The sequence below is a fragment of the Microbacterium pygmaeum genome (assembly GCF_900100885.1).
Classification (GTDB): domain Bacteria; phylum Actinomycetota; class Actinomycetes; order Actinomycetales; family Microbacteriaceae; genus Microbacterium; species Microbacterium pygmaeum.
In genome coordinates, this window is sequence record NZ_LT629692.1 from 1,150,858 (window position 1) to 1,172,551 (window position 21,694).

21 protein-coding genes are annotated in these 21,694 nt (G+C 69.0%); 13 read left to right on the top strand and 8 right to left on the bottom strand.

What is annotated here, in order from left to right:
* Positions 1 to 9: 9 nt before the first annotated feature.
* The gene (locus BLT19_RS05280) at positions 10 to 612 is read right to left on the bottom strand and encodes a flavodoxin family protein (RefSeq protein WP_091487348.1); all 603 of its coding nucleotides are present in this window, start codon (positions 610 to 612) and stop codon (positions 10 to 12) included.
* A 115-nt stretch (positions 613 to 727) separates the two neighbouring features.
* Between BLT19_RS05280 and BLT19_RS05285 the strand changes: the two genes are divergently transcribed.
* Positions 728 to 946 carry a hypothetical protein gene (locus BLT19_RS05285; protein ID WP_091487351.1) on the top strand — a complete coding sequence of 73 codons (219 nt, stop codon included), beginning with the start codon at positions 728 to 730 and terminating at the stop codon, positions 944 to 946.
* A gap of 18 nt (positions 947 to 964) precedes the next feature.
* Here BLT19_RS05285 and BLT19_RS05290 read toward each other — a convergent pair whose 3' ends face one another.
* Genes BLT19_RS05290 through BLT19_RS05300 form a run of 3 tightly spaced genes read right to left on the bottom strand, consistent with a single transcriptional unit; the run spans position 965 to position 4,481 of the window.
* Positions 965 to 1,810, bottom strand: coding sequence for an NAD-dependent epimerase/dehydratase family protein (locus BLT19_RS05290; protein WP_091487352.1), 846 nt, complete (start codon positions 1,808 to 1,810; stop codon positions 965 to 967).
* Complete coding sequence (locus BLT19_RS18235; RefSeq protein WP_091487355.1) at positions 1,734 to 2,000, bottom strand: pentapeptide repeat-containing protein; 267 nt, start codon at positions 1,998 to 2,000, stop codon at positions 1,734 to 1,736. Before BLT19_RS18235 ends, BLT19_RS05290 begins: the two co-directional genes overlap by 77 nt.
* A gap of 51 nt (positions 2,001 to 2,051) precedes the next feature.
* On the bottom strand, positions 2,052 to 4,481 hold the full coding sequence (locus BLT19_RS05300) for a glycoside hydrolase family 2 TIM barrel-domain containing protein (protein ID WP_091487357.1): 2,430 nt from the start codon (positions 4,479 to 4,481) through the stop codon (positions 2,052 to 2,054).
* 122 nt (positions 4,482 to 4,603) lie between these two features.
* On the opposite strand from BLT19_RS05300, the gene BLT19_RS05305 reads away from it, so the two are divergent.
* The 10 genes from BLT19_RS05305 (at position 4,604) to BLT19_RS05350 (ending at position 16,465) form a co-directional block, all read left to right on the top strand.
* Entirely contained in the window at positions 4,604 to 5,602 is a 999-nt protein-coding gene (locus tag BLT19_RS05305) for a LacI family DNA-binding transcriptional regulator (RefSeq protein WP_091487360.1), read from the top strand.
* A gap of 165 nt (positions 5,603 to 5,767) precedes the next feature.
* The gene (locus tag BLT19_RS05310; protein WP_091487362.1) at positions 5,768 to 6,754 is read left to right on the top strand and encodes an ABC transporter substrate-binding protein; all 987 of its coding nucleotides are present in this window, start codon (positions 5,768 to 5,770) and stop codon (positions 6,752 to 6,754) included.
* A 93-nt stretch (positions 6,755 to 6,847) separates the two neighbouring features.
* Positions 6,848 to 8,431 carry a sugar ABC transporter ATP-binding protein gene (locus BLT19_RS05315; protein ID WP_091487364.1) on the top strand — a complete coding sequence of 528 codons (1,584 nt, stop codon included), beginning with the start codon at positions 6,848 to 6,850 and terminating at the stop codon, positions 8,429 to 8,431.
* Positions 8,428 to 9,474: an ABC transporter permease gene (locus BLT19_RS05320; protein WP_091487366.1), complete on the top strand. Its 1,047-nt coding sequence runs from the start codon at positions 8,428 to 8,430 to the stop codon at positions 9,472 to 9,474. Before BLT19_RS05315 ends, BLT19_RS05320 begins: the two co-directional genes overlap by 4 nt.
* Complete coding sequence (gene yjfF / locus BLT19_RS05325; protein WP_091487369.1) at positions 9,471 to 10,511, top strand: galactofuranose ABC transporter, permease protein YjfF; 1,041 nt, start codon at positions 9,471 to 9,473, stop codon at positions 10,509 to 10,511. Before BLT19_RS05320 ends, yjfF begins: the two co-directional genes overlap by 4 nt.
* A 39-nt stretch (positions 10,512 to 10,550) precedes the next feature.
* Positions 10,551 to 11,624, top strand: coding sequence for a LacI family DNA-binding transcriptional regulator (locus BLT19_RS05330; protein WP_231917805.1), 1,074 nt, complete (start codon positions 10,551 to 10,553; stop codon positions 11,622 to 11,624).
* A 62-nt stretch (positions 11,625 to 11,686) separates the two neighbouring features.
* A complete protein-coding gene (locus BLT19_RS05335) occupies positions 11,687 to 12,388 on the top strand; it encodes an L-ribulose-5-phosphate 4-epimerase (protein WP_091493361.1) in 702 nt (233 codons plus the stop codon).
* A complete protein-coding gene (locus tag BLT19_RS05340) occupies positions 12,385 to 13,992 on the top strand; it encodes a xylulokinase (protein ID WP_091487371.1) in 1,608 nt (535 codons plus the stop codon). Before BLT19_RS05335 ends, BLT19_RS05340 begins: the two co-directional genes overlap by 4 nt.
* A 16-nt stretch (positions 13,993 to 14,008) precedes the next feature.
* Positions 14,009 to 15,520 (top strand): L-arabinose isomerase, encoded by a 1,512-nt coding sequence (araA, locus tag BLT19_RS05345; RefSeq protein WP_091487374.1) that lies wholly within the window; start codon positions 14,009 to 14,011, stop codon positions 15,518 to 15,520.
* 3 nt (positions 15,521 to 15,523) lie between these two features.
* A complete protein-coding gene (locus tag BLT19_RS05350; protein ID WP_091487376.1) occupies positions 15,524 to 16,465 on the top strand; it encodes an aldose 1-epimerase family protein in 942 nt (313 codons plus the stop codon).
* A gap of 15 nt (positions 16,466 to 16,480) precedes the next feature.
* Here BLT19_RS05350 and BLT19_RS05355 read toward each other — a convergent pair whose 3' ends face one another.
* The 3 genes from BLT19_RS05355 to BLT19_RS05365 all read right to left on the bottom strand — a co-directional run bounded on the left by BLT19_RS05355 (position 16,481) and on the right by BLT19_RS05365 (position 17,881).
* Positions 16,481 to 17,044: a hypothetical protein gene (locus BLT19_RS05355; RefSeq protein ID WP_157681764.1), complete on the bottom strand. Its 564-nt coding sequence runs from the start codon at positions 17,042 to 17,044 to the stop codon at positions 16,481 to 16,483.
* A gap of 46 nt (positions 17,045 to 17,090) precedes the next feature.
* Complete coding sequence (locus tag BLT19_RS05360; RefSeq protein ID WP_091487381.1) at positions 17,091 to 17,510, bottom strand: DUF4383 domain-containing protein; 420 nt, start codon at positions 17,508 to 17,510, stop codon at positions 17,091 to 17,093.
* 173 nt (positions 17,511 to 17,683) lie between these two features.
* Positions 17,684 to 17,881, bottom strand: a complete 198-nt coding sequence (locus tag BLT19_RS05365; protein WP_091487384.1) for a hypothetical protein — start codon at positions 17,879 to 17,881, stop codon at positions 17,684 to 17,686.
* A gap of 133 nt (positions 17,882 to 18,014) precedes the next feature.
* Here BLT19_RS05365 and BLT19_RS05370 point away from each other — a divergent pair, with 133 nt between their 5' ends.
* On the top strand, positions 18,015 to 18,449 hold the full coding sequence (locus BLT19_RS05370; RefSeq protein ID WP_091487387.1) for a YdeI/OmpD-associated family protein: 435 nt from the start codon (positions 18,015 to 18,017) through the stop codon (positions 18,447 to 18,449).
* 162 nt (positions 18,450 to 18,611) lie between these two features.
* Here the strand turns inward: BLT19_RS05370 and BLT19_RS05375 are convergent, their stop codons facing one another.
* Positions 18,612 to 20,168 carry a DEAD/DEAH box helicase gene (locus BLT19_RS05375; protein WP_091487390.1) on the bottom strand — a complete coding sequence of 519 codons (1,557 nt, stop codon included), beginning with the start codon at positions 20,166 to 20,168 and terminating at the stop codon, positions 18,612 to 18,614.
* A gap of 347 nt (positions 20,169 to 20,515) precedes the next feature.
* Between BLT19_RS05375 and BLT19_RS05380 the strand changes: the two genes are divergently transcribed.
* Positions 20,516 to 21,634, top strand: coding sequence for a fatty acid desaturase family protein (locus tag BLT19_RS05380; RefSeq protein WP_231917864.1), 1,119 nt, complete (start codon positions 20,516 to 20,518; stop codon positions 21,632 to 21,634).
* Positions 21,635 to 21,694: the final 60 nt, after the last annotated feature.

The following is a 21,694-nucleotide window of genomic DNA, read 5'->3' on the forward strand; positions in this document are numbered from 1 at the left end:
CCGCCCTGCTCACTCCGGCGGGTACGGCTGCGCCGTAAGCAGCTTCGCGAGGTGGGCGGCGTTGCGCGCGGCGGTCGCGGTCGCGCTGGCGACCTCGTCGGGAACGGCGTCGAGGTCGTTGTAGTCGACGGTGTGCATCGCCTCGCCGTTCCAGTACGTCCCTCCCTGCGAGGGGATGCTGAAACCGACATCGGCCAGCGCCTGATAGATGTCCGCGGTGATCTTGTGCGCGCCGTCCTCATTTCCGACGACGGCGGTGATCGCCACCTTGCCCTCCACGAGCGGTCGGCCCGCGGCATCCGTCTCCGACAGCTCCGCATCGAGACGCTCCAGCACGCGCTGGGCGACGCTGGACATGTGCCCCATCCATGTCGGCGACGCGACGATCAGGATGTCCGCCGCCAGGACGTTCGCGCGGATCCGGGGCCACGCGTCGCCGTCGCCCATGTCGGCTTCCACACCGGGCTTCACGTCGTGATCGACGACGCGGATCAGCTCGCCGCCGACGTCGTGGGCAGCGAGTGCGTCAAGGACCTCCTGAGCGAGCTTGTCGGTGCTCGAGGCCGCCGGAGACGACTTGAGTGTGCAGCTGAGCGCGAGTGCGCGAACCATGTGTTTCCCCTTCCCGGTTCTGCGCATGACGCTAATCGGGAACCTGCGGACGATCGTGGCCTTGACAAAGCTGGGATCCTTGAGTGACCGCCTTCCCCCGGCCTCAGGAGTGCACATGCCCGGCAGATTCGATCTCGACGTCACGACCCTCAGCCAGTTGCTGGATGATCCCGAAGCGCGGGCGATCATCGTCGAGCTCGTGCCGGAGCTTCCGGGTCACCCGATGGTGGGAATGATCAAGAACATGCCGGCGAGCACGGTGCTCGCGATGGCCGGCTCTCAGCTGCCCGCCGCGACGCTCACCGAGTTGAAGGAGCGCGTGAGCGCGCTCTGAGGGGCGTCCGCCGCGGGCTCAGCCCACGCAGTCGCGCCAGGAGTGCTGCGGATCGTACCCGAGCAGGCGGCGCGCTTTGTCGATGGAGAGCAGTGTCTCGTTCTGGGCGAACCCCGCGTGCACCTCGACGCCCGGGAAGACCTCGGCGATGAGCTCGTCGTTCGGGCGACTCATGACGGTGTCGGCGGCGGCGATGATGAAGTTGTCGAAACCGACGGGTGCGACGCGCAGTGCGCGATCGATGGCCTGCGCGCCGTCACGGGCATCGATGTAGCCCCAGAGGTTCCATTTGCGGGCCAGCGCGTCGGCGTCGTAGGAGGGGAAGTCCGCGTAGTCCTCTGGAACCATGACGTTCGAGAACCGCAGCGCGGTGATCGACAGATCGGGGTGCCACCGCACGAGCTCGCGGGCGAGCTGTTCCTCGAGCACCTTCACGATCGAATAGACGCTCTCCGGGCGCGGCGCGTACTCCTCGTCGACCGGGATGTAGGGGGGTGGAACGTCGAACGGAAGCCCGAGGACCGTCTCGCTGGATGCGTACACGATGCGACGGATGCCGGTGCGCGCAGCACCCCAGAAGACGTTGAACGTGCTGGCCATGTTGTTGTGGAATGTGGCTACGTCGGTGCGGATGCCGGAGGCGGGGACGGCCGCGAGATGGACGACGGCCTCGAACGGCGCGGCCCGATCGACGCCGCCCAGCGCATCGACCACCTGCCCGTAGTCGGTCAGATCGACCTGCACGAAGCCGGCGCCGCGAGCACCGACCACATCCAGGCCTGTGACGTCATGACCGGCCGCCCTCAGCTCGCGAGCGACGACGGTGCCGAGTTTGCCGGTTGATCCGGTCAGAGCGATGCGCATGCAGCCAGCCTGCCACGGCGGAGCTGCGCCCGGCGCGTGCTCCGAGCCCTCGTCCCCCAGCCCACTTGACCCGATCGGCCCCTTCCCCGAGCAGGGAAGGGGCCGATCGGGTCAAGTCGGATCGGGTCAAGTCGGATCGGGTCAAGTCGGATCGGGTCAAGTCGGATCGGGTCAAGTCGGATCGGGTCAAGTCGGATCGGGTCGAGTCCGATCGGGGTCGAGTGAGGGCGGATGCCGCGTGTCAGCCGGCCGTGATCGTCATGCTCGCCGGTGCCAGGCCGTCAGCCGTCACGGTCACCGTGATCGCGCCGGCGCCCGTCGGGCGCACGATCGCCAGCGCGCGGCCATCGTATGTCGTGACCGTGTCGCCGTCGAACGGCTCCTCGGTGCGAGCGCGACCGGTGCCGAACCCGGCCAGGACGCCGGGGCCGGTGACGGAGACGGTGGCGGGGCGATCCGCGTCGGTGAAGGTCGAACCCGAGGCATCGGCGATCGCGATCTCGACGAACGCGAGGTCGTCCGGGTCGGCCGCGATGGCCGTCCGCTCCGCCGACAGAGTCAGCCGCGGCGCACTGTCGGCGGTGCGAAGACGGGTGCGACCCGTCTCGGCTCCGGCCGAACGGGCGATGGCGACGAGTTCGCCTGGCCGGTAGACGGTCTTGAAGCGGGCGATCAGCGGCGCGATCTCTCCGACAGTCGCGGTCCCCACGGGCTCGCCATCGATGAGCAGCTCGACCTCGTCCGCGTCGCTGTAGACGTCGACGACGACCGGTGCGCCGGGCTCGACCCCCCACGTCCAACTCGCGACCGAGTCATCCCAGGACCACGGGGTGGTGGCGGTCGGCCGCCCGTGGTGCTGTGGGCGGTGCACCGCGAGGTAGGGGTCGGTGCGCAACCCGAACGCGATCTCCCGGTAATACGACACCGTCCGGCGATGGCCGGTGATGTCGATGTCGCCGGACTCGGCCAGCAGGTACGGATACGGGCCCGCCGTGCCGGTCGGCTGGTAGCCCTCCACATCGGTGTAGTCGACCCTTCCGATCCCCGCCTCGCCGAGGTAGTCCCAGCCGGTCCAGGTGAAGTCGCCGATCACGTGCGGGTGCTCGAGGACCAGCCTCCACATGCGCTCGATCTTCGCGGGGAAGGTCTCCGAGCCCACGATCACCCGGTGCGGGAACAGCTCGGCGTCCAGGGCGTAGCGCGATTCGGCGTAGTTGAAACCGACGACGTCCAGGACTGCGGCCGACTCCTCGGTCGACTCGCTGACCATCGCGGACGCGTTCATCAGGCCCATCTGCTCGCCCATGTCGGCCATCATCGTGTTCGGGTCCGCGGCTTCCAGCTCCGCTCGGGCCTCGGCCATCTTGTCGAGGTTCGCGATGATCCCGTTGATGCCGTTGGTGACGAAGCGGGTGTCATCCAGCGCGCGGACGGCCTCGGCGATCCGGCGACTCCAGCTCGAGCCGATCGGGGTCGCCAGCTCGAGGATCTCGTTGCCGATCGAGTACATGATCACGCTCGGGTGGTTCACGTCCTTCGCGACGAGGGCCGCGACATCGTCACGCCAGGTCTCGGCGAACGACACCGACGAGTCGAAGGCGGTCTTCGAGCGCGTCCACACGTCGGTCAGCTCGTCCATCACCAGGACGCCGTGGCGGTCGCAGGCCTCCAGCATGGCGCGGCTCATCGGGTTGTGGGCGCTGCGCAGCGCGTTGAAGCCGGCCGCCTTCAGCAGCCGTACCCGCCGCTCCTCGGCGGCGCCGATCGTCGCAGCCCCCAGCGGGCCGTTGTCGTGGTGCACGCACGCGCCACGCAGTTTCACCGTCCGGCCGTTGATCCGCAGTCCGCGCTGCGGATCCAGCTGCAGGCGGCGGATGCCGAAGCGCACCGTCTCCTCATCGCCCGCTGCGGCTCCGTCGGTGCCGTCGAGGGTGACACGCGCCGAGTACAGTCCGGGGGAGTCCGGATGCCAGAGGCTCGCGTCCGGGACGCTCAGGCGGGCCCTGGCGATCGCCGTCTCGCCGGGCAGGACCGTGACCGGGGCCGACGTCGCGGCCACTTCGGCGCCGTCCGGACCGACGATCGACCAGGCGATGCGCGACATCGAGGTGTGACGACCCGCGTTCTGCACCGTCGTCGCGATCTCGACGATCGCGCGGTCCTCGTCGATGTCGGGCGTGGTCACCCGCGTTCCGTCCAGTGCGATGTGCGTGGGCTCGGCGACCACGAGGTGCACTGGTCGGTAGATCCCGGCCCCCGAATACCAGCGGCTGTCCTTGTGCGCCCTCGCCTCTACGGAGATTCGGTTCGTCCGGCCGAACACGAGGAACGGGTCCAGCGTCACGGCGAACGCCGCGTAGCCGTTGGGCTGGTGCGCGGCGAACTCGCCGTTCACGTACACGACGGCATCCCGGTAGACGCCCTCGAACTCGATGAGAACCGTCTTCTCGCGCCACGCGTCCGGAACATCGAACGTCTTCACATACTCGAACACCCCACCGCGGTGATAGCCGGCGCCGACGCCCTGGTCGCTGTCGGCAGATCGCGGCAGGTCGCGCATCGCATCGTGCGGCAGAGTCACGGGCTGCGGCTCGATGTTCGCTCCCATCGCCTCGAACGCGCCGAGTTTGGGACCGACGGTCCAGCCGTCTGTGAAGGGATGGCGGATCACGATGAGACTCCTCGGGTCGACTGGACGGCGGGAGATGGGTGCGTCATCGTCGCCGTGCTGACATGTTACCGGTAACATCCTCCGCACTCCACAGCGCCCGAACGACGGCTATTGTGAGCGCGATGGTCGATACCCAGTCTTCCGCAGATGCGCCGTCCCGTCGGGTCGGCGTACGCGAGGTCGCGCGTGCCGCCGGGGTGTCGACCCAGACCGTCTCCCGGGTCATCAACGACAATCCGGGAATCCGCGCCGAGACGCGCCAGCGCGTGCTCGACGCGATGGCCGCGCTGGACTACCGGGTCAACAACGCCGCGCGCGCCCTGGGCACCAGTCGCACTCGTACCGTGGGCATCGTGGCGTCGGACGCCAGCATGTACGGGCCCGCGATCGGCATCGTCGCGCTTGAATCGGCAGCACGAGCCGCCGGGCTCTGGGTCACGACCGCCTACGCGGATGCCGGCGATGAGTCGTCGATGATCGCCGCCGCGCGCCACCTCGGCGCGCAGGGCGTTGACGGCATCGTCGTCGTCGCCCCGCACGCGCGCACGCTCGCTGCGCTCGGGTCGGCCGGCCTCGGGGTCCCGGTGATCGCGCTGCACGGGCCGGAGGCGGCCGGCGCGCAGCGCGAAGCCGCGAAGATGGCGATCGGCTACCTCGCACAGGCCGGACACGTCCGCATCGGGCACCTCGCAGGTCCTGCGGACTGGCTCGAAGCCGCGGAGCGTGCGAACGGCTACATCGCGTCGGTCGCCGAGTTCGGCGTGCAGTCGGTCGGCACCTGGCGAGGGGATTGGAGTGCGGCATCCGGATTCGCCGCCGCAGCCGACATCGCGGTCGCCGCCGGCGCGGGGCTGAGCGCGATCTTCGCCGCCAACGACCAGATGGCGCTCGGGCTGATCGCCGGCCTCGCAGCGGCGGGTATCGACGTCCCCGGAGACATCAGCGTCGTGGGTGTCGACGACAACGCGGATTCGGCCTATTACCGACCCGCGCTGAGCAGTGTCCGGCTCGACGTCGCAGGGGAGGCGGCGCGGTGCATCGCAGAACTGGTCGATGTCGCGGCCGCGCCGCCAGCGGCGCCGATGCTCGTCGTGCGTGCATCAGTCGCGCCGCCCGCGTGAATGTTCACGCTCACATCCGTTACCAAACTGTTGCCCAGCGAGCGCAGAAAGCCGTTTGTGAACGCTAACAGTGAGCGCTAACATCCTGACAGCGGCCACGGCGGCCGGCAGCACCGGGAGCGCAACGGACGGCGCACCCGGGAGCGAACAAGGAGGTTCATTCACATGAAGAAGCTGATCTCGGTCGCAGCGGCAGGCGCCCTGCTGATCGGACTCGCCGGCTGCGCCGGCGGCGGCACCGCTGCAGGCGGCACGAGCGAAGGCCCCAAGGCTCTGGACGAGCTCGTCGTGGGCTTCGCCCAGGTGGGCGCCGAGTCGGGCTGGCGCACGGCCAACACCAAGGACATCCAGGCGGCCTTCAAGGACGCTGACATCGAACTGAAGTTCTCGGATGCCCAGCAGAAGCAGGAGAACCAGATCAAGGCGATCCGCTCGTACATCCAGCAGGGCGTCGACTACATCGCGTTCTCGCCGGTCGTCGAGACCGGATGGGACGCAGTCCTGAACGAGGCCAAGGCCGCCGGCATCCCGGTCGTGCTCACCGACCGCGCGGTCGACTCGAAGGACGACTCGCTGTACGTCACCTTCCTCGGCTCCGACTTCATCGAAGAGGGTAAGAAGGCGGGCGAGTGGGTCGTCGACGAGTTCGCGGACGCCGATAAGGTCAACATCGTCCAGCTCGAGGGCACCACGGGCGCGGCACCGGCCATCGACCGTGCAGAGGGGTTCGCCGAGGTCATCGGCGCCGACGACAAGTTCGAGATCGTCGCCAGCCAGACCGGTGACTTCACGCGTGCCGGCGGCAAGCAGGTCATGGAGGCCATGCTGAAGTCCAACCCGGACATCGACCTGGTCTACGCCCACAACGACGACATGGGCCTCGGCGCCATCGAGGCGATCGAAGCCGCGGGTCTGGTCCCCGGCAAGGACATCAAGATCGTCACCGTGGACGCGGTCCACGACGGCATGCAGGCGCTCGCCGACGGGAAGATCAACTTCATCGTCGAGTGCTCGCCGCTGCTGGGCAAGCAGCTGGTCGATGTGATCTCCACGCTCAACGACGGTGGGACGCCCGAGAAGCGCATCGTCACGGAGGAGACCACCTTCACCCAGGAGCAGGCCGTCGAGGCCCTGCCCGACCGCCAGTACTGATCCATTCGAGGGGCGGATGCCGCGGCATCCGCCCCTCGTCTTCCCCGCCCGTACGCCCTGAAGACCGACCAGCCGTTCGATGGAGAACTCACTATGACCGAGCTCATCCGCCCGCCCGCTCCCGAGGGGCAGCCGGAACCCGTCGTCGAGATGACCGACATCTCCATCTCGTTCCCGGGCGTGAAGGCCCTCGACGAGGTCTCCTTCCGCATGTTCCCCGGCGAGGTGCACTCGCTCATGGGCGAGAACGGCGCGGGGAAGTCGACGCTGATCAAGGCGCTCACCGGCGTGTACCAGATCGACAGCGGGCAGATCCGCCTGTCGGGTCAGCCCGTCTCGTTCGCCACGACTGCGCAGGCGCAGGCCGCCGGCATCAGCACGGTCTACCAGGAGGTCAATCTCCTCCCCAATCTCTCCGTGGCCGAGAACATCATGCTCGGCCGCGAACCACGCCGCTTCGGCGGCATCGACTACCGCCGCATGCGGGCTCGCGCCCGCGAGGTCCTGGACGAGCTCGGTCTCGAGGTCGATCCCGGTTCGCTCCTGGGCTCGCACTCGCTCGCGGTGCAGCAGCTGATCGCCATCGCCCGCGCGACGAACGTCGATGCGCGCGTGCTGATCCTCGACGAACCCACCTCCAGCCTGGACGCCGATGAGGTCGCCGAGCTCTTCCGGATCATCCGCTCACTCAAGGACAGCGGCGTGGCGATCCTGTTCGTCTCGCACTTCCTCGATCAGGTGTACGAGATCGCCGATCGCCTCACCGTCTTCCGCAACGGCCGGCTGGTGGGGGAGTACCTGACCCCGGACCTGCTGCGCATCGACCTGGTGCAGAAGATGATCGGCAAGGAGATCGCGACCCTCGACGACCTCGAAGCGCGGGTGCACGATGCTGACACGGATGCCGCGGACTCCACGGTCTTCCTCCGCGCACGCGGAATCGGGCGCAAGGGCGCGGTCGCCCCGGTCGATGTCACGATCCATGAGGGCGAGGTCGTCGGCTTCGCCGGGCTGCTCGGGTCGGGACGCACCGAGGTCGCCCGCCTCCTCGGTGGCGTGGATCGCGCCGACAGCGGCTCGCTCACCGTCAAGGGCGAGACGATGCGCCTGCGCACCCCCCGGCGCGCGATCTCCGAGCGGATCATGTACTCCAGCGAGAACCGCCGCGGTGAGGGCATCGTCGACGAGCTCACAGTGCGCGACAACATCATCCTCGCGCTGCAGGCCGACCGCGGATGGTTCCGGCCGATCCCGAAGAAGCGGCAGGACGAGCTGGCGCAGAGCTACATCGACGCGTTGAACATCCGCCCCGGGAACGCCGACGCGGTGGTGCGCAACCTGTCCGGCGGCAATCAGCAGAAGGTGCTGCTGGCGCGCTGGCTCGCCGTCGCTCCCCGCCTGCTGATCCTGGACGAGCCGACCCGCGGGATCGACGTCGGAGCCAAAGCCGAGATCCAGAAGCTGGTCTTCTCGCTCGCCGAGAACGGCATGGCCGTGGTCTACATCAGCGCAGAGCTGGAGGAGGTGCTCCGGCTGAGCCATCGCGTGATCGTGATGCGCGACCGTCAGAAGGTCGCCGACCTCGTCAACGAAGACCTGTCCGTCGACAGCCTGATGGCCCTCATCGCCGAGGGATCCGGCGACGAAGAGACCGAGAACGTAGGAGAAGCCCGATGAGCGCGCTGCTCGCCCGAATGTTCACCAGCCGGCTGTTCTGGCCGGTCGTGATGCTCCTGGTGCTGTTCCTGATCAACGTGATCGCCTTCCCGGGCTTCTTCGCGATCTCGATCCGCGACGGCAACCTCTACGGCAGCATCATCGACATCCTCCGCAACGGTGCGCCGACGCTCATCGTCGCGGTCGGCATGACGCTGGTGATCGCCACCCGCGGCATCGATCTGTCGGTCGGCGCGGTCTGCGCCATCTCGGGCGCGGTCGCCTGCAGCATCCTGCTCGGCGCGTCGGACCCCGCCGATCCCGGCGTGGTGGCGATCGCGATCCTCACCGCCCTGCTCGTCGGGCTCGTGTGCGGACTGTGGAACGGTCTGCTGGTGTCGGTCTTCGGCATCCAGCCGATCATCGCCACGCTGATCCTGATGACCGCCGGCCGGGGTGTGGCGATGCTCATCACCGAGGGTCAGATCCTCACCGTGACCAGCCCGCCGTTCAAGGCACTCGGCTCCGGGTTCTGGCTCGGTGTGCCGATCGCGATCTACATCGCCGCGATCGTCTTCGTACTGGCGGCGCTGCTCACCCGGCGCACCGCGCTGGGACTGCTGATCGAGTCGGTCGGCATCAACCCGGAGGCGAGCCGCCAGGCCGGCGTCCGCTCGCGCGGACTCCTGTTCGCGGTCTACACGTTCTGCGCGATCTGCGCGGCGGTGGCCGGGCTCATCCTCACCGCCAACACGATGGCAGCCGACGCGAACAACACCGGTCTGTTCATCGAGCTCGACGCGATCCTGGCGGTCGTGATCGGCGGCACCTCCCTCGCGGGAGGTCGATACTCCCTGGCCGGGACGCTCGTCGGCGCCCTGGTCATCCAGACGCTGGTCACCACCGTCTACACCGTCGGGATCCCGCCGATCGCCACCATGGTCTTCAAGGCCGCCGTCGTCACCGTCGTCTGCCTGCTGCAGTCGCCGACGACCAACGAGGCGCTCTCGGGCTGGCGACGACGACTCTCGGCGCGAGCCGGAAAGGGGCTGGCCGCAGCATGACCGCTCTCATCTCCCCTCCTGTTCAGCGCGGTCCCGGGAACCAGGGGAGCGCAGGAAGCCGGGTCGGCGCGCGGGTGCGCGACGCATTCACGAGCCCGAAGTACGGACCGGTGCTGGTCACCGCGATCCTGTTCCTCGCCGTCTTCATCGGCGGCGGCATCCGCTATCCCGGCTTCTTCTCCGGCCAGGTGCTGCTGAACCTGCTCGTGGACAACTCGTACCTCATCGTGCTCGCGGTCGGGATGACCTTCGTGATCCTCACCGGCGGCATCGACCTCTCCGTCGGCGCGGTGGTGGCGCTGTCGACGATGATCGCAGCGAGCCTGCTGCAGAGCGGCTGGCCGCCGGCCGCGGTGATTCCGCTCATCCTCGTGCTGACGAGCATCCTCGGGCTGCTGGTGGGGCTCATGATCCACGTCTTCAAGGTGCAGCCGTTCATCGCCACGCTGGCCGCGATGTTCCTGGCCCGCGGGCTCTGCTACGTGATCAGCCAGAATTCGATCTCGATCACCGATCCGTCCTTCATCGCGCTCGCCGTGACGCGCATCCCGCTCGGCGGCGGTCTGTCGATCACCCCGAGCGTCCTGATCGCGGTGCTGGTCGTGGTGGTCGCGGTCTGGGTGCTGCACCGCACCCGCTTCGGCCGCACGGTCTACGCGATCGGCGGCGGCGAGCAGAGCGGCATGCTGATGGGTCTGCCGGTCGCTCGGACCAAGGTGCTCGTCTACGTCATCTCGGGGTTCTGCTCGGGGGTCGCGGGTGTGCTCTTCACCTTCTACACGCTCTCCGGCTATCCGCTCACGGCGATCGGCACGGAGCTGGATGCGATCGCCGCCGTGGTGATCGGCGGCACCCTGCTGGCCGGCGGATACGGGTTCGTCCTCGGCTCGGTGCTGGGCGTGCTGGTCCTCGGGATCATCCAGACGATCATCACGTTCGAAGGGACGCTGTCATCGTGGTGGACGAAGATCTTCATCGGCGCGCTGCTGCTGGTCTTCATCATCCTGCAGCGTCTGCTCACGTCGCGGCGCCGATGAGGTCACGGCGGCGGCGGGACGGCCCGCGATAATGAAGGCGTGGACGCGGCCCGACGCGGCCGAGAGGAGCCGGTCGAGCAGGTGAGTGCGAACGGCGACGGTCCCGGGACCAGCGAGAAGAACCGCGTCGCGACGATCTTCGACGTCGCGCGCCTGGCAGGCGTGTCGCACCAGACGGTCTCGAGGGTGCTGAATGATCTGCCGAACGTGCGTCCCGCGACGCGCGAGCGCGTCGAGAAGGCGATCCGGCAGCTGCGGTACGTGCCTTCTCAGGCCGCGCGTGCACTTGTGACGCGGCGTTCCCGCACCATCGGGTTGGTGGCGACCGGGCTGCCCGACTTCGGCCCGTCCAGCATCGTGCTCACCGTGAACGAGTCGGCAGCCGACGCGGGCTACGCCGTCATCACCACGAACCTCGTCGATGCCTCGGGACGCAACGTCCGCGCGGCAACCGAGATGCTCGTGCGCCACAACGTCGAGGCGATCGTGCTGGTCGCCGCCGAGCGCGAGACCGTCGACGCCTTCGACGGCTGGGAACTGGGCGTGCCGCTGATCGCGGTGGCCTCCGAGGAGCGCGGCCGCGCAGTGCACGTCACCCTGGACCAGTACGGCGGCGCGCGCGCGGCGGTTTCGCACCTGCTGGAACTCGGTCACCGCGACATCCGCCACATCGCGGGACCCGCCGGATCCATGGATGCCGAGGAGCGGCTTCGCGGCTGGCGCGACCGGCTGATCGAAGCCGGCATCCGTCCGGTCGAACCGGAGCGCGGAGACTGGTCGCCCGACGCCGGCTATCGGATCGGGAGCGCGCTGATCAGCGCCGGGGTGCCATCTGCGGTCTTCGCCGCGAACGATCAGATGGCGCTCGGGATGCTGCACGCTGCACACGAGGCACGGCTCGGCGTTCCCGAGGACGTGAGTGTGGTGGGCTTCGACGACATCCCCGAGGCCGCGCATTTCGCACCCCCGCTGACCACGGTCAGGCAGGATTTCTCCTCGCTGGGGCGGGACGCCATGATCGCCGTGCTGGCCGTGCTGCAGGACGATGAGGGCGAGCCGCCCGCTCCGCGCGAAACCCATCTGGTGGTCCGCGCGAGCAGTCGCCGGGTGTGACTGGCGGGATCGATGATGTTACCGGTAACATCATCGGTGCCCGGCGACCGATGGAGGACACCATGACCAGCGCTGATGTGGAGGCCGCGATCGCGGCCACCCGATCCGATGTCGCCCGACTGCACGGCGAGCTGGTGCGGTACGGACTGGTCGTGTGGACCGGAGGCAACGTTTCCGGCCGCGTGCCGGGCGCCGACCTCTTCGTGATCAAGCCGTCGGGCGTCTCGTACGACGATCTGACCGCCGAGAACATGATCCTCTGCGATCTCGACGGCACCGTCGTGCCCGGTTCGCCCGGCAGCGAGCGGAGCCCGTCCAGCGACACCGCCGCGCACGCGTACGTCTACCGCAACATGCCCGAGGTCGGCGGGGTCGTGCACACCCACTCGACCTACGCGGTCGCGTGGGCGGCACGCGGCGAGGAGATCCCGTGCGTGATCACGGGCATGGCCGATGAGTTCGGCGGACCCATCCCGATCGGTCCGTTCGCGGTGATCGGCGACGACTCGATCGGGCAGGGCATCGTGCAGACGCTGCGCGGGCACCGTTCGCGTGCTGTGCTCATGCAGAACCACGGCCCCTTCACGATCGGTGCCAGCGCGAACGACGCGGTCAAGGCCGCCGTGATGTGCGAGGACGCCGCGCGATCAGTGCACATCGCACGTGAAGCGGGGCCGCTCATCCCGATCCCGCAGGAGAAGATCGACGCGCTCTACAACCGCTACCAGAACGTCTACGGACAGAGCGGCGACGTGCGGCGATGACCGTTCGACAGAGCTCGGCGATCGAAGACCTCATCAGCGCGGGCCGGGCGGTGCTCGGCATCGAGCTCGGCTCGACCCGCATCAAGGCGTGCCTGATCGACCCCGATGATCCCGCGCGCGTGCTGGCGGTGGGCAGCTCCGACTGGGAGAACGAGTTCCAGGAGCGCCTGTGGACGTATTCGATGGATGCCGTGTGGTCGGGCCTCCAGGCCGCACACGCCGCCCTCGTCGCAGACGTGGAGGCGCGCCACGCCGTGCGCATCCCGGGATACTCCGCGGTGGGCGTCTCGGCGATGATGCACGGCTACCTCGCGTTCGATGCGGCGGGGGAGCTGCTCGTCCCGTTCCGCACGTGGCGCAACACGAACACCGGCCCGGCGGCAGCCGAGCTGACTGCGCTGTTCGGCGCGAACATCCCGCTCCGCTGGTCGATCGCGCACCTCCACCAGGCCGTGCTCGATGACGAGGCCCACGTCCCGGATGTCGCGTTCCTGACGACGCTCGCGGGCTACGTGCACTGGAGGCTCACCGGCCGACGCGTGCTGGGAGTCGGGGATGCCTCGGGGATGTTCCCGATCGATCCCGCGACCGGCGACTACGACGCCCGGCTCGTCGAGCTCTTCGACCGCCTGGACGCGCCCGCCCTGGGCGGACGCAGCATCGTCGATCTGCTTCCGGAGGTGCTGGCGGCCGGCGTTCCGGCCGGTGCGCTGAGCGCTGAGGGCGCAGCCCTCCTCGATCCTTCACGCGCACTGCAGCCCGGGGCCCTCGTCTGCCCACCCGAGGGCGATGCCGGTACCGGCATGGTGGCCACGAACGCCGTCTCGCCGCGCACCGGCAACGTCAGCGCGGGGACCAGCATCTTCGCGATGGTGGTGCTCGAAGGGCCACTGGCCCGCGTCCACCACGAGCTCGACCTCGTCACGACGCCGGCCGGCGATCCGGTCGCGATGGTGCACTGCAACAACGGCGCCAGCGAGCTCGCGGAATGGGCGGGCATGTTCGTCCGCTTCTCCGCGGCAGCGGGCGCCACGGTCGACTCGGATGCGGTCTTCGATGTGCTGTTCCGCGAGGCCCTCGCCGGCGAGACCGATGCCGGCGGACTCCTGGCCTACAACCACCTGGCGGGCGAGCCCATCGCGGGACTCGCGGAGGGACGACCCCTGTTCGTGCGCACGCCCGACAGCCGCTTCACCCTCGCGAACGTCATGCGCGCGCAGCTGTACGGCGTCTTCGGAACCCTGGCCCTGGGCATGCGGGTTCTCGACGACGAGGGCGTGCAGCTGGATCGCATGTTCGCGCACGGCGGCATGTTCCGCACCGCAGGTGTCGCGCAGCGCTTCCTCGCCGGCGCTCTGAACGCGCCGGTCGCCGTCGGCGACACGGCCGCCGAAGGCGGCGCGTGGGGCATCGCGGTGCTCGCCGCGTACGCGGCATCCGGATCCGGACGCACCCTCGGGGAGTACCTCGAGGAGCAGGTCTTCGTCGGCGCCGCCATCTCCACCGTCGATCCGGATCCGGCGGACGTCGCCGGCTTCGCCACCTACCTCGACCGCTATCGCGCCGGCCTCGCCGTCGAAGCCGCCGCCGTCGAAGCCCTCTGAACCGAAGGAACCACTCATGACCCGCACTCCGCTTTCCACCTCCCTCGACGCGTACGAGGTCTGGTTCGTCACCGGCAGCCAGAACCTGTACGGCGAGGAGACGCTGCGCCAGGTGGCCGAGCAGTCGCAGGCGGTCGCCGACGGCCTGTCCGGGCTGCCGGTCAACGTCGTCTGGAAGCCGGTGCTGAAGGACTCCGACAGCATCCGGCGCCTCGCGCTCGAGGTGAACGCCCGAGATGACGTCATCGGCGTGATCGCGTGGATGCACACCTTCAGCCCCGCCAAGATGTGGATCGCCGGCCTCGACGCTTTGCAGAAGCCGCTGCTGCACCTGCACACGCAGGCGAACGTCGAGCTGCCCTGGGCCGACATCGACTTCGACTTCATGAACCTCAACCAGGCCGCGCACGGCGACCGCGAGTTCGGCTACATCCAGACCCGGCTCGGGGTCGCGCGCAAGACCGTCGTCGGTCACGTCTCGAACCCGGTCGTTCGTCAGCAGGTCGAGGACTGGGAGCGCGCCGCGGCCGGCTGGACCGCCTCGCGAACGCTGAAGCTCGCGCGCTTCGGCGACAACATGCGCTACGTCGCGGTCACCGAGGGCGACAAGACCGAAGCCGAGCTGCGCTTCGGCGTGCAGGTGAACACGTGGGGCGTGAACGAACTGGCGGATGCGGTGGCCGCAGCATCCGAATCGGACATCGACGCCCTCGTCGCAGAGTATGTGGAGCGCTACGACGTCGCCGACGAACTGCTGCCCGGCGCCGAGCGCCACCAGTCGCTGCGCGACGGTGCCGCGATCGAGATCGGATTGCGCGCGTTCCTCGAAGAGGGCGGCTTCGGCGCCTTCACCACCTCGTTCGAGGACCTCGGCGCCCTCACGCAGCTGCCGGGTCTCGCCGTGCAGCGACTGATGGCCGAGGGATACGGCTTCGGTGCCGAGGGCGACTGGAAGACGGCGATCCTCGTGCGCGTCGCGAACGTGATGGGCGCCGGGCTGCCCGGCGGCGCGAGCCTGATGGAGGACTACACCTACGACCTGGTTCCGGGGAACGAGCGCATCCTCGGCGCGCACATGCTCGAGGTCTCGCCCTCGCTCACCACCGCCAAGCCGCGCCTCGAGGTGCACGCCCTCGGCATCGGCGGCAAGGACGACCCGGTTCGGCTGGTCTTCACCGCAGACCCCGGCCCGGCCCTGGTGGTCGCGATGAGCGACATGCGCGATCGGTTCCGGCTCGTGGCGAACGTCGTGGAGAACGTCGAGGCACCCGACCTGCCCAAGCTCCCGGTCGGCCGCGCCATCTGGAAGCCGCAGCCCGATTTCGCGACGAGCGCGGGGTGCTGGCTCGCTGCGGGCGCCGCCCACCATACTGTGATGACGACCGCCGTCGGCATCGAGGTGTTCCGTGACTTCGCGGAGATCGCCAAGACCGAACTCGTCGTCATCGACGAGGACACCACGGTTCGCGGTTTCCAGCGCGAACTGCGGTGGAACCAGGCGTATTACCGACTCGCTCAGGGAATCTGATCCATGGCACGCACCCCCGCATCCGGGACCCAGCACGCGCTGCGCGCGGGCGACTACGAGGCCGTCATCGCGAGCGTGGGCGCCTCGCTGCGCTCGCTCACATGCAACGACCGCGACCTCGTCGTCCCGTTCGAAGCCGACGAGGTGCGCCCCGCGCACCGTGGGGCGACCCTCGTGCCCTGGCCGAACCGGGTCGTGGACGGCAAGTACTCCTTCGGGGGTTCCGACTTCCAGCTCGCGCTGTCAGAGCCCGCCCGCGGACACGCGCTGCACGGCTTCGGTCCGTGGCTCGACTTCGACGCCGTCGACAAGGGGCCCGACCACGTGACCCTCGAGGCCGTCATCCAGCCGCAGACGGCCTACCCGTGGCGGATCGTCGTGAGCGTCACCTTCTCCCTCGGACCGGACGGACTCACGCAGTCCGTGACCGCCCGCAACGACAGCCTCTCCGCGGCGCCGTGGGGGACCGGACCGCACCCGTACCTCGTGGCCGGCCCGGGTCGGGTCGACGACTGGCTCCTCGAGCTGCCGGCGGCGGACGTGCTCGAGGTGACGCCCGATCGCCTGATCCCGACCGAGCTGGTGGCCGTCGATTCCGCCGACCCGGAGCGCTTCGATTTCCGCACGGCGCGACGAATCGGTGCCACCGAGCTGGACCACGCGTATTCGGGCATCCTGCGCGACGAGGGCGACGAGACGACGGTGCGGGTGACGGATGCTGCAGGTCACGGCGTCGCGATCAGCTGGGGCACCGAATGCCCATGGGTCCAGGTGCACACGGCCGACAAGCCGGTGGCGGCGCAGAGCCGGCTCGGCCTGGCGGTGGAGCCGATGACCTGCGCTCCGGATGCCTTCAATGCGGACTCGTACGCCTACGACGCCGGTCTGATCGTGATCGAGCCGGGCGAGTCGACCGAGGCGTCCTGGCGGATCTCCGCGATCTGACGCGCCCGCGTCGCGTCAGTGGTGCGACGGGTCGACCATCACGCCGTGAGAGCCGTGATCGGGCGCCAGCCTGCCGGCTTCGGTCGCCGACAGGGCCGGTGTGACCAGGGCCGCGACGAGGACAGCGGCGATGAGAAGCTCGACGATGCGCGGGGACGCGGCATCCGCTCGTCCTGTGCCCGCGCGGCGCAGGGCGGCCACTGCCGCCAGCGCGACCGCGATGAGGAGCACGGATGCCGCGGCCACGGCGAACACGCTGATGCGGACCGGGTCCAGGGCCAAGGCTGCGGCCAGAATCACGATCCCGGCCAGTGCGACGCCGACGACGATGCGCGGCAGGACCAGGCGCGCTCGCGCGAGGGACACGCCGCCCCAGACCAGGGCGGCCAGACCCATCGCGATCAGGAGGGACCCTGTCGCGCGGCTGACCGCCCCACTGGAGTCGGCGATGACCGCGCCGGCGCCGAGGGCGATCTGCATCAGACCTGCTCCCCATGCTGCCGGCGCGTGCCACGACGGCGAGCTCGCCCCCGAAGTTGAGCTCTGCTCCGCGACCCGAGCCGCGGAGTTCATCGTCATGGTCTGCATCATCGCCTCCCTCCTGTCCGACCGTGTCCGGTCGGAATCAGGCGGTGCGGCCGGACAGGTTCGCCCGTGTGCCACGCTCGGCGGCGAGTCCGACACCGAGGAGCACGATCGCGCTGCCCAGGTGCAGGAAGTGGTCGAACGTGTTCAGCGCCAGCACGTTGAGCGCGGTGCCGACGAGGAAGAACCCCACGATGCCGAGCAACAGGTAGGCGGCGCCCACGATGATGTTCACGGTCTTGGCAGCGCGTGCCGACATCAGCCCGGCGATCAGCAGTGCGGCGCCGATCAGCAGGTGAGCGATGTTGTGCAGCGGGTTGACCTCGAAGATGCCGAGGAGCAGTCCGCCCTCGGTGGCGAGGAATCCGACGCCGCCGGTCACGGCGAAGCCGAGAAGTCCGACGAGGATGTAGACCGCGCCGAAGATCGTGGCGACGAGTCGATTCGGTGACGTGCGCATGAGCGACCTCCTGATTCGTGCACGGCCGGATGCCGCGTCTGGAGGTTCTTCGGATCCGGTGGCCGATCGGTTTGCCGTTCCTGACAGTCGCCTGGGAATGCCAGAAGGCCCCGGAGTATTCTCCAAGGCCCTCTGTTCACGCCTCGGCTCGCGGCCGGGCAGTCATGATGCGGTCACGCGTCGCGGATCTGCTCCTTGAGATCGTTGCGCTCCTTGACGGAATCGCGTTCGGCTTCCGCCTTCTTCACGTCAGCGTCTGCCTTGGCCTCATCGACCTTGTCGCCGATCTTGTCGGTGGTGTCTTCCCACGCATCCTTGATCTTGCGTCCGGCGGTTTCAGCGGTTTCCTTGGCGTCATCCACGAATCCCATGGTGCGCCTCCTTTCGTGAAGGTAGTGCTGAAAATCTACGACGTTCGCGGTGCCGGGAGAGGGGGCTTGCGCGCGCGAAGGCTGCGCGCTAGTCCGTCTGGCCGGGCCCGGCATCCCGTGTCACACTCGGTTCATGCGCTTCCAGACGACCCTGTTCAAGTCCGGCAACAACACCGGAATCGAGGTTCCGCCCGAGGTCCTGGAAGCGCTCGGCGGCGGAAAACGCCCCGCGGTGAACGTCACCGTGAACGGCGACTTCTCGTACCGCAGCACGATCGCCACGATGGGCGGGCGGTATTTGATCGCGTTCAGCTCGGACAAGCGCGCGGCCACCGGTCTGCAGGGCGGTGAGACGATCACGGTCGATCTGACGCTGGACACCGCGCCGCGCACCGTCGAGGTTCCGCAGGACCTCGGCCAGGCGCTCGCCGCCGCCGACGCGCGGGCTGCGTTCGACGCGCTCGCGCCGAGCGCCCAGAAGGCGCACGTGACGAATGTCGAGGGCGCAAAGGCGGAGGACACCCGCGCGCGTCGCGTCGCCGCGATCGTCGCGAAGCTCACCGCCTAGCACTGGGTCGGCGCGGCGCCTCGGCCATGTCGCCGAGCCTCTGACGATGTCGCCGAGCCGGGACGACGAGAACGAGCCGATACGTTCCGCGCGTACGCGGCGTATCGGCTCGTTCATTTCGTATCGGCTCGGCGCCGCGAATGCGGCGTCGCCGTGGAAGGGTCAGCCGCGCGGTGCGCCCGAGCGCTGGCCGTTGTGCGACGCGCGACGCGGACCGCGGGGGCGCTCGGTCTGGCCGGCTCCCGGGTTGTGGGCCCCGGCCTGACCGGTGCCGGTCGAGTAGAAGGGGCGCGAGCCCGCAGCCGGAGCCGCGGCGCCCCGCGAGTGCGACGCCGAACCGGAGGCCTTGGCGCTCCGACCCGAACCGGCCTGACCGTCGCGCGGACCCTGCCCGCCGCGCGCGGCGCCCTGGCCGCGTCCGCCGGCGCTGCCGCCACGACCGCCCTGACCGCCACGCCCGCTGCCACCCTGACCGCCGGCACCGGCCGTGCGCGGCTTCGCCGTGCGCTGCGGTGCCGCCTGGATCGGGGCAGGGGTGACGTGGTCGGCCGGCTGGCCGACGAGCTCGGTGATGGATGCCGCGTGCGCGGTGACCTGCTCCAGCGGGGCCGTGATCCCGGCCTTCTTCAGCAGGTCGGCGACATCCCGACGCTGCGACGGGATGGTGACGGTGACCACGGTGCCGGCGGCGCCGGCGCGAGCCGTGCGGCCAGAGCGGTGCAGGTACGCCTTGTGCTCCATTGGCGGGTCGACGTGGACGACGAGTTCCACCTCGTCGACGTGCACGCCGCGTGCGGCGACGTCGGTCGCGACCAGCACGCGGACGCCGCCCTTGGCGACGTCGGCGCCGAACGCGGCGAGGTTGCGCTCGCGGGCAGCCTGCGAGAGGTTGCCGTGGAGGTCGACCGCGGGGATGCCTGCTGCCGTCAGCACCTTCGCCAGCTTCTTGGCCTGGTGCTTGGTGCGCGTGAACATGATGCGCCGACCGCGGCCGGATGCGAGGTGCTTGACCAGCGCGGCCTTGTCGTCGTCGGAGATGAGGAAGACGCGGTGCGTCATCTCGCCCTGCGGGACGCTCTGGTCGTCGATCTCGTGGCGGACCTCGTTCTGGAGGAACCGACGCACGAGGGTGTCGACGCCGCGGTCGAGGGTCGCGCTGAACAGCATGCGCTGCCCGCCCTGCGGCGTGGCCGCGAGGATGCGCGTGACGCCCGGGAGGAAGCCGAGGTCGGCCATGTGGTCGGCCTCGTCGAGCACGGTGATCTCGACGCGGTCCAGACGGATGTGACCCTGCTTCATGAGGTCCTCGAGGCGACCGGGGCACGCCACGACGATGTCGACGCCGGCGCGCAGCGCGCTCTCCTGCGGCTTCTGGCTGACGCCGCCGAAGATCGTGGTGACGCTCAAGCCGCTGGCCGCGGCGAGAGGCTGGATGGTGGCGGCGATCTGCGTCGCGAGCTCACGGGTCGGCGCCAGGACCAGACCGCGCGGGCGGCCAGGGGTGCGACCTGAGGCGAACGCGCCGGACAGGCGAGCGACGAGGGGGAGTGCGAAGGCGATGGTCTTGCCACTGCCGGTGCGGCCGCGGCCGAGCACGTCGCGCCCGGCCAGGGAGTCGGGCAGCGTGTCGCGTTGGATGGGGAAGGCCTCGGTCTTGCCTTCAGAGGCAAGTGAGTTGGCAAGTGCCGTGGGCACGCCGAGGTCGGAGAAAGTAGGCATAGGGATGCTTTCGGATTGCACGCCGCGGGAAGGGCGTGAAGTGGGCGACGGCGCGGGTTCGCGCATCGGTTCGCCGTGTGAAAAGAACCGCGGTTCGGGAGACCGCGAAGCGTGACAACGACGCAGGCGGAGAATTCCGCCGAGTGCAACGCTAGCACGGCGGAATGAGCATCCGCTGTACGCCGCTTCCTCCCGAAAATCGGGACGAACCGAATCTGTCAATCCCCCGTATCACATTCCCGGGAATGCATGTTCCGCCGCGTAGGGTGGGCACCAGCGAACGGCACATCCGCCCTTCTCTTTCGCCCGGCTCGCTTCGCGAGACCCCCGAACAGGTAGGTGTCGCCATCACTTCAGTCTCCGCACCCGCATCCACCCTCGGCGCCGTACGCCAGACGTACGCTCGCAAAGACAGCTTCCCGCCGATCGCTCAGGCGTACACGAAGGTGTCGCAGGTCGTGCGCGAGACCGGTCTGCTGGCGCGGACCCCGTGGTTCTACATCTTCACCGCGACCGCGATCGTCCTGGGCTTCGGCGGCGCGATCACCGGATTCATCCTGCTGGGCGACAGCTGGTACCAGCTGCTGATCGCGGCGGCCCTCGGCATCCTCTTCACCCAGGTCGCCTTCCTCTCCCATGAGGCGGCGCACCGCACCATCTTCAGCTCGAACAAGCTGAACGATCGCGTGGCACTGATCATCGGCAACGGCATCGTCGGCATGAGCCGCGACTGGTGGAGCTCGAAGCACACGCGTCACCACGCCAACCCGAACCGGGTCAGCAAGGACCCCGACATCGAGGTCGACACCATCCGCTTCCTCGAGGTCGACGCCGCCAAGGTGTCCGGCCCGATGGCCTTCATCACTCGCCGGCAGGGCTGGCTGTTCTTCCCGCTGCTGACGCTCGAGGGCCTGAATCTGCACTTCATCGGACTGCGGCACCTCCTCAACTTCCGCCAGCCGGTCAAGGGCCGCTGGGTCGAGCTCGGGCTCATCGCCCTGCGCTTCGCCCTGGTGCTCACGCCGATCTTCGTGTTCCTGCCGCTGGGCATGGCGTTCGCGTTCCTCGGTGTGCAGATGGCCGTCTTCGGCATCTACATGGGTGCGGCGTTCGCGCCGAACCACAAGGGCATGCCGATCATCGACCCCGACGCGAAGCTCGACTTCTTCACCAAGCAGGTCCGCACTTCCCGCAACGTCTCCGGCGGCTGGTGGGCGACGTGGCTCATGGGCGGTCTCAACTACCAGATCGAGCACCACCTCTTCCCGAGCATGCCGCGCCCGCACCTCGCCCAGGCCCGCGAGATCGTCCGCGACTACTGCAAGACGCTCGACGTGCCATACGCCGAGACCACGCTGTTCAAGTCCTACGGCATCGTCATCCGTTACCTCAACGAGGTCGGCCTGTCAGCCGCAGACCCGTTCGAGTGCGGCATCGTCCAGAAGTTCCGCACCAAGGGCGTCTGACTCCGGCCGGCGCGCGGTTCTCGAATCGCCGCCGCGCCCGGACGCATCCTGTTCTGCAAC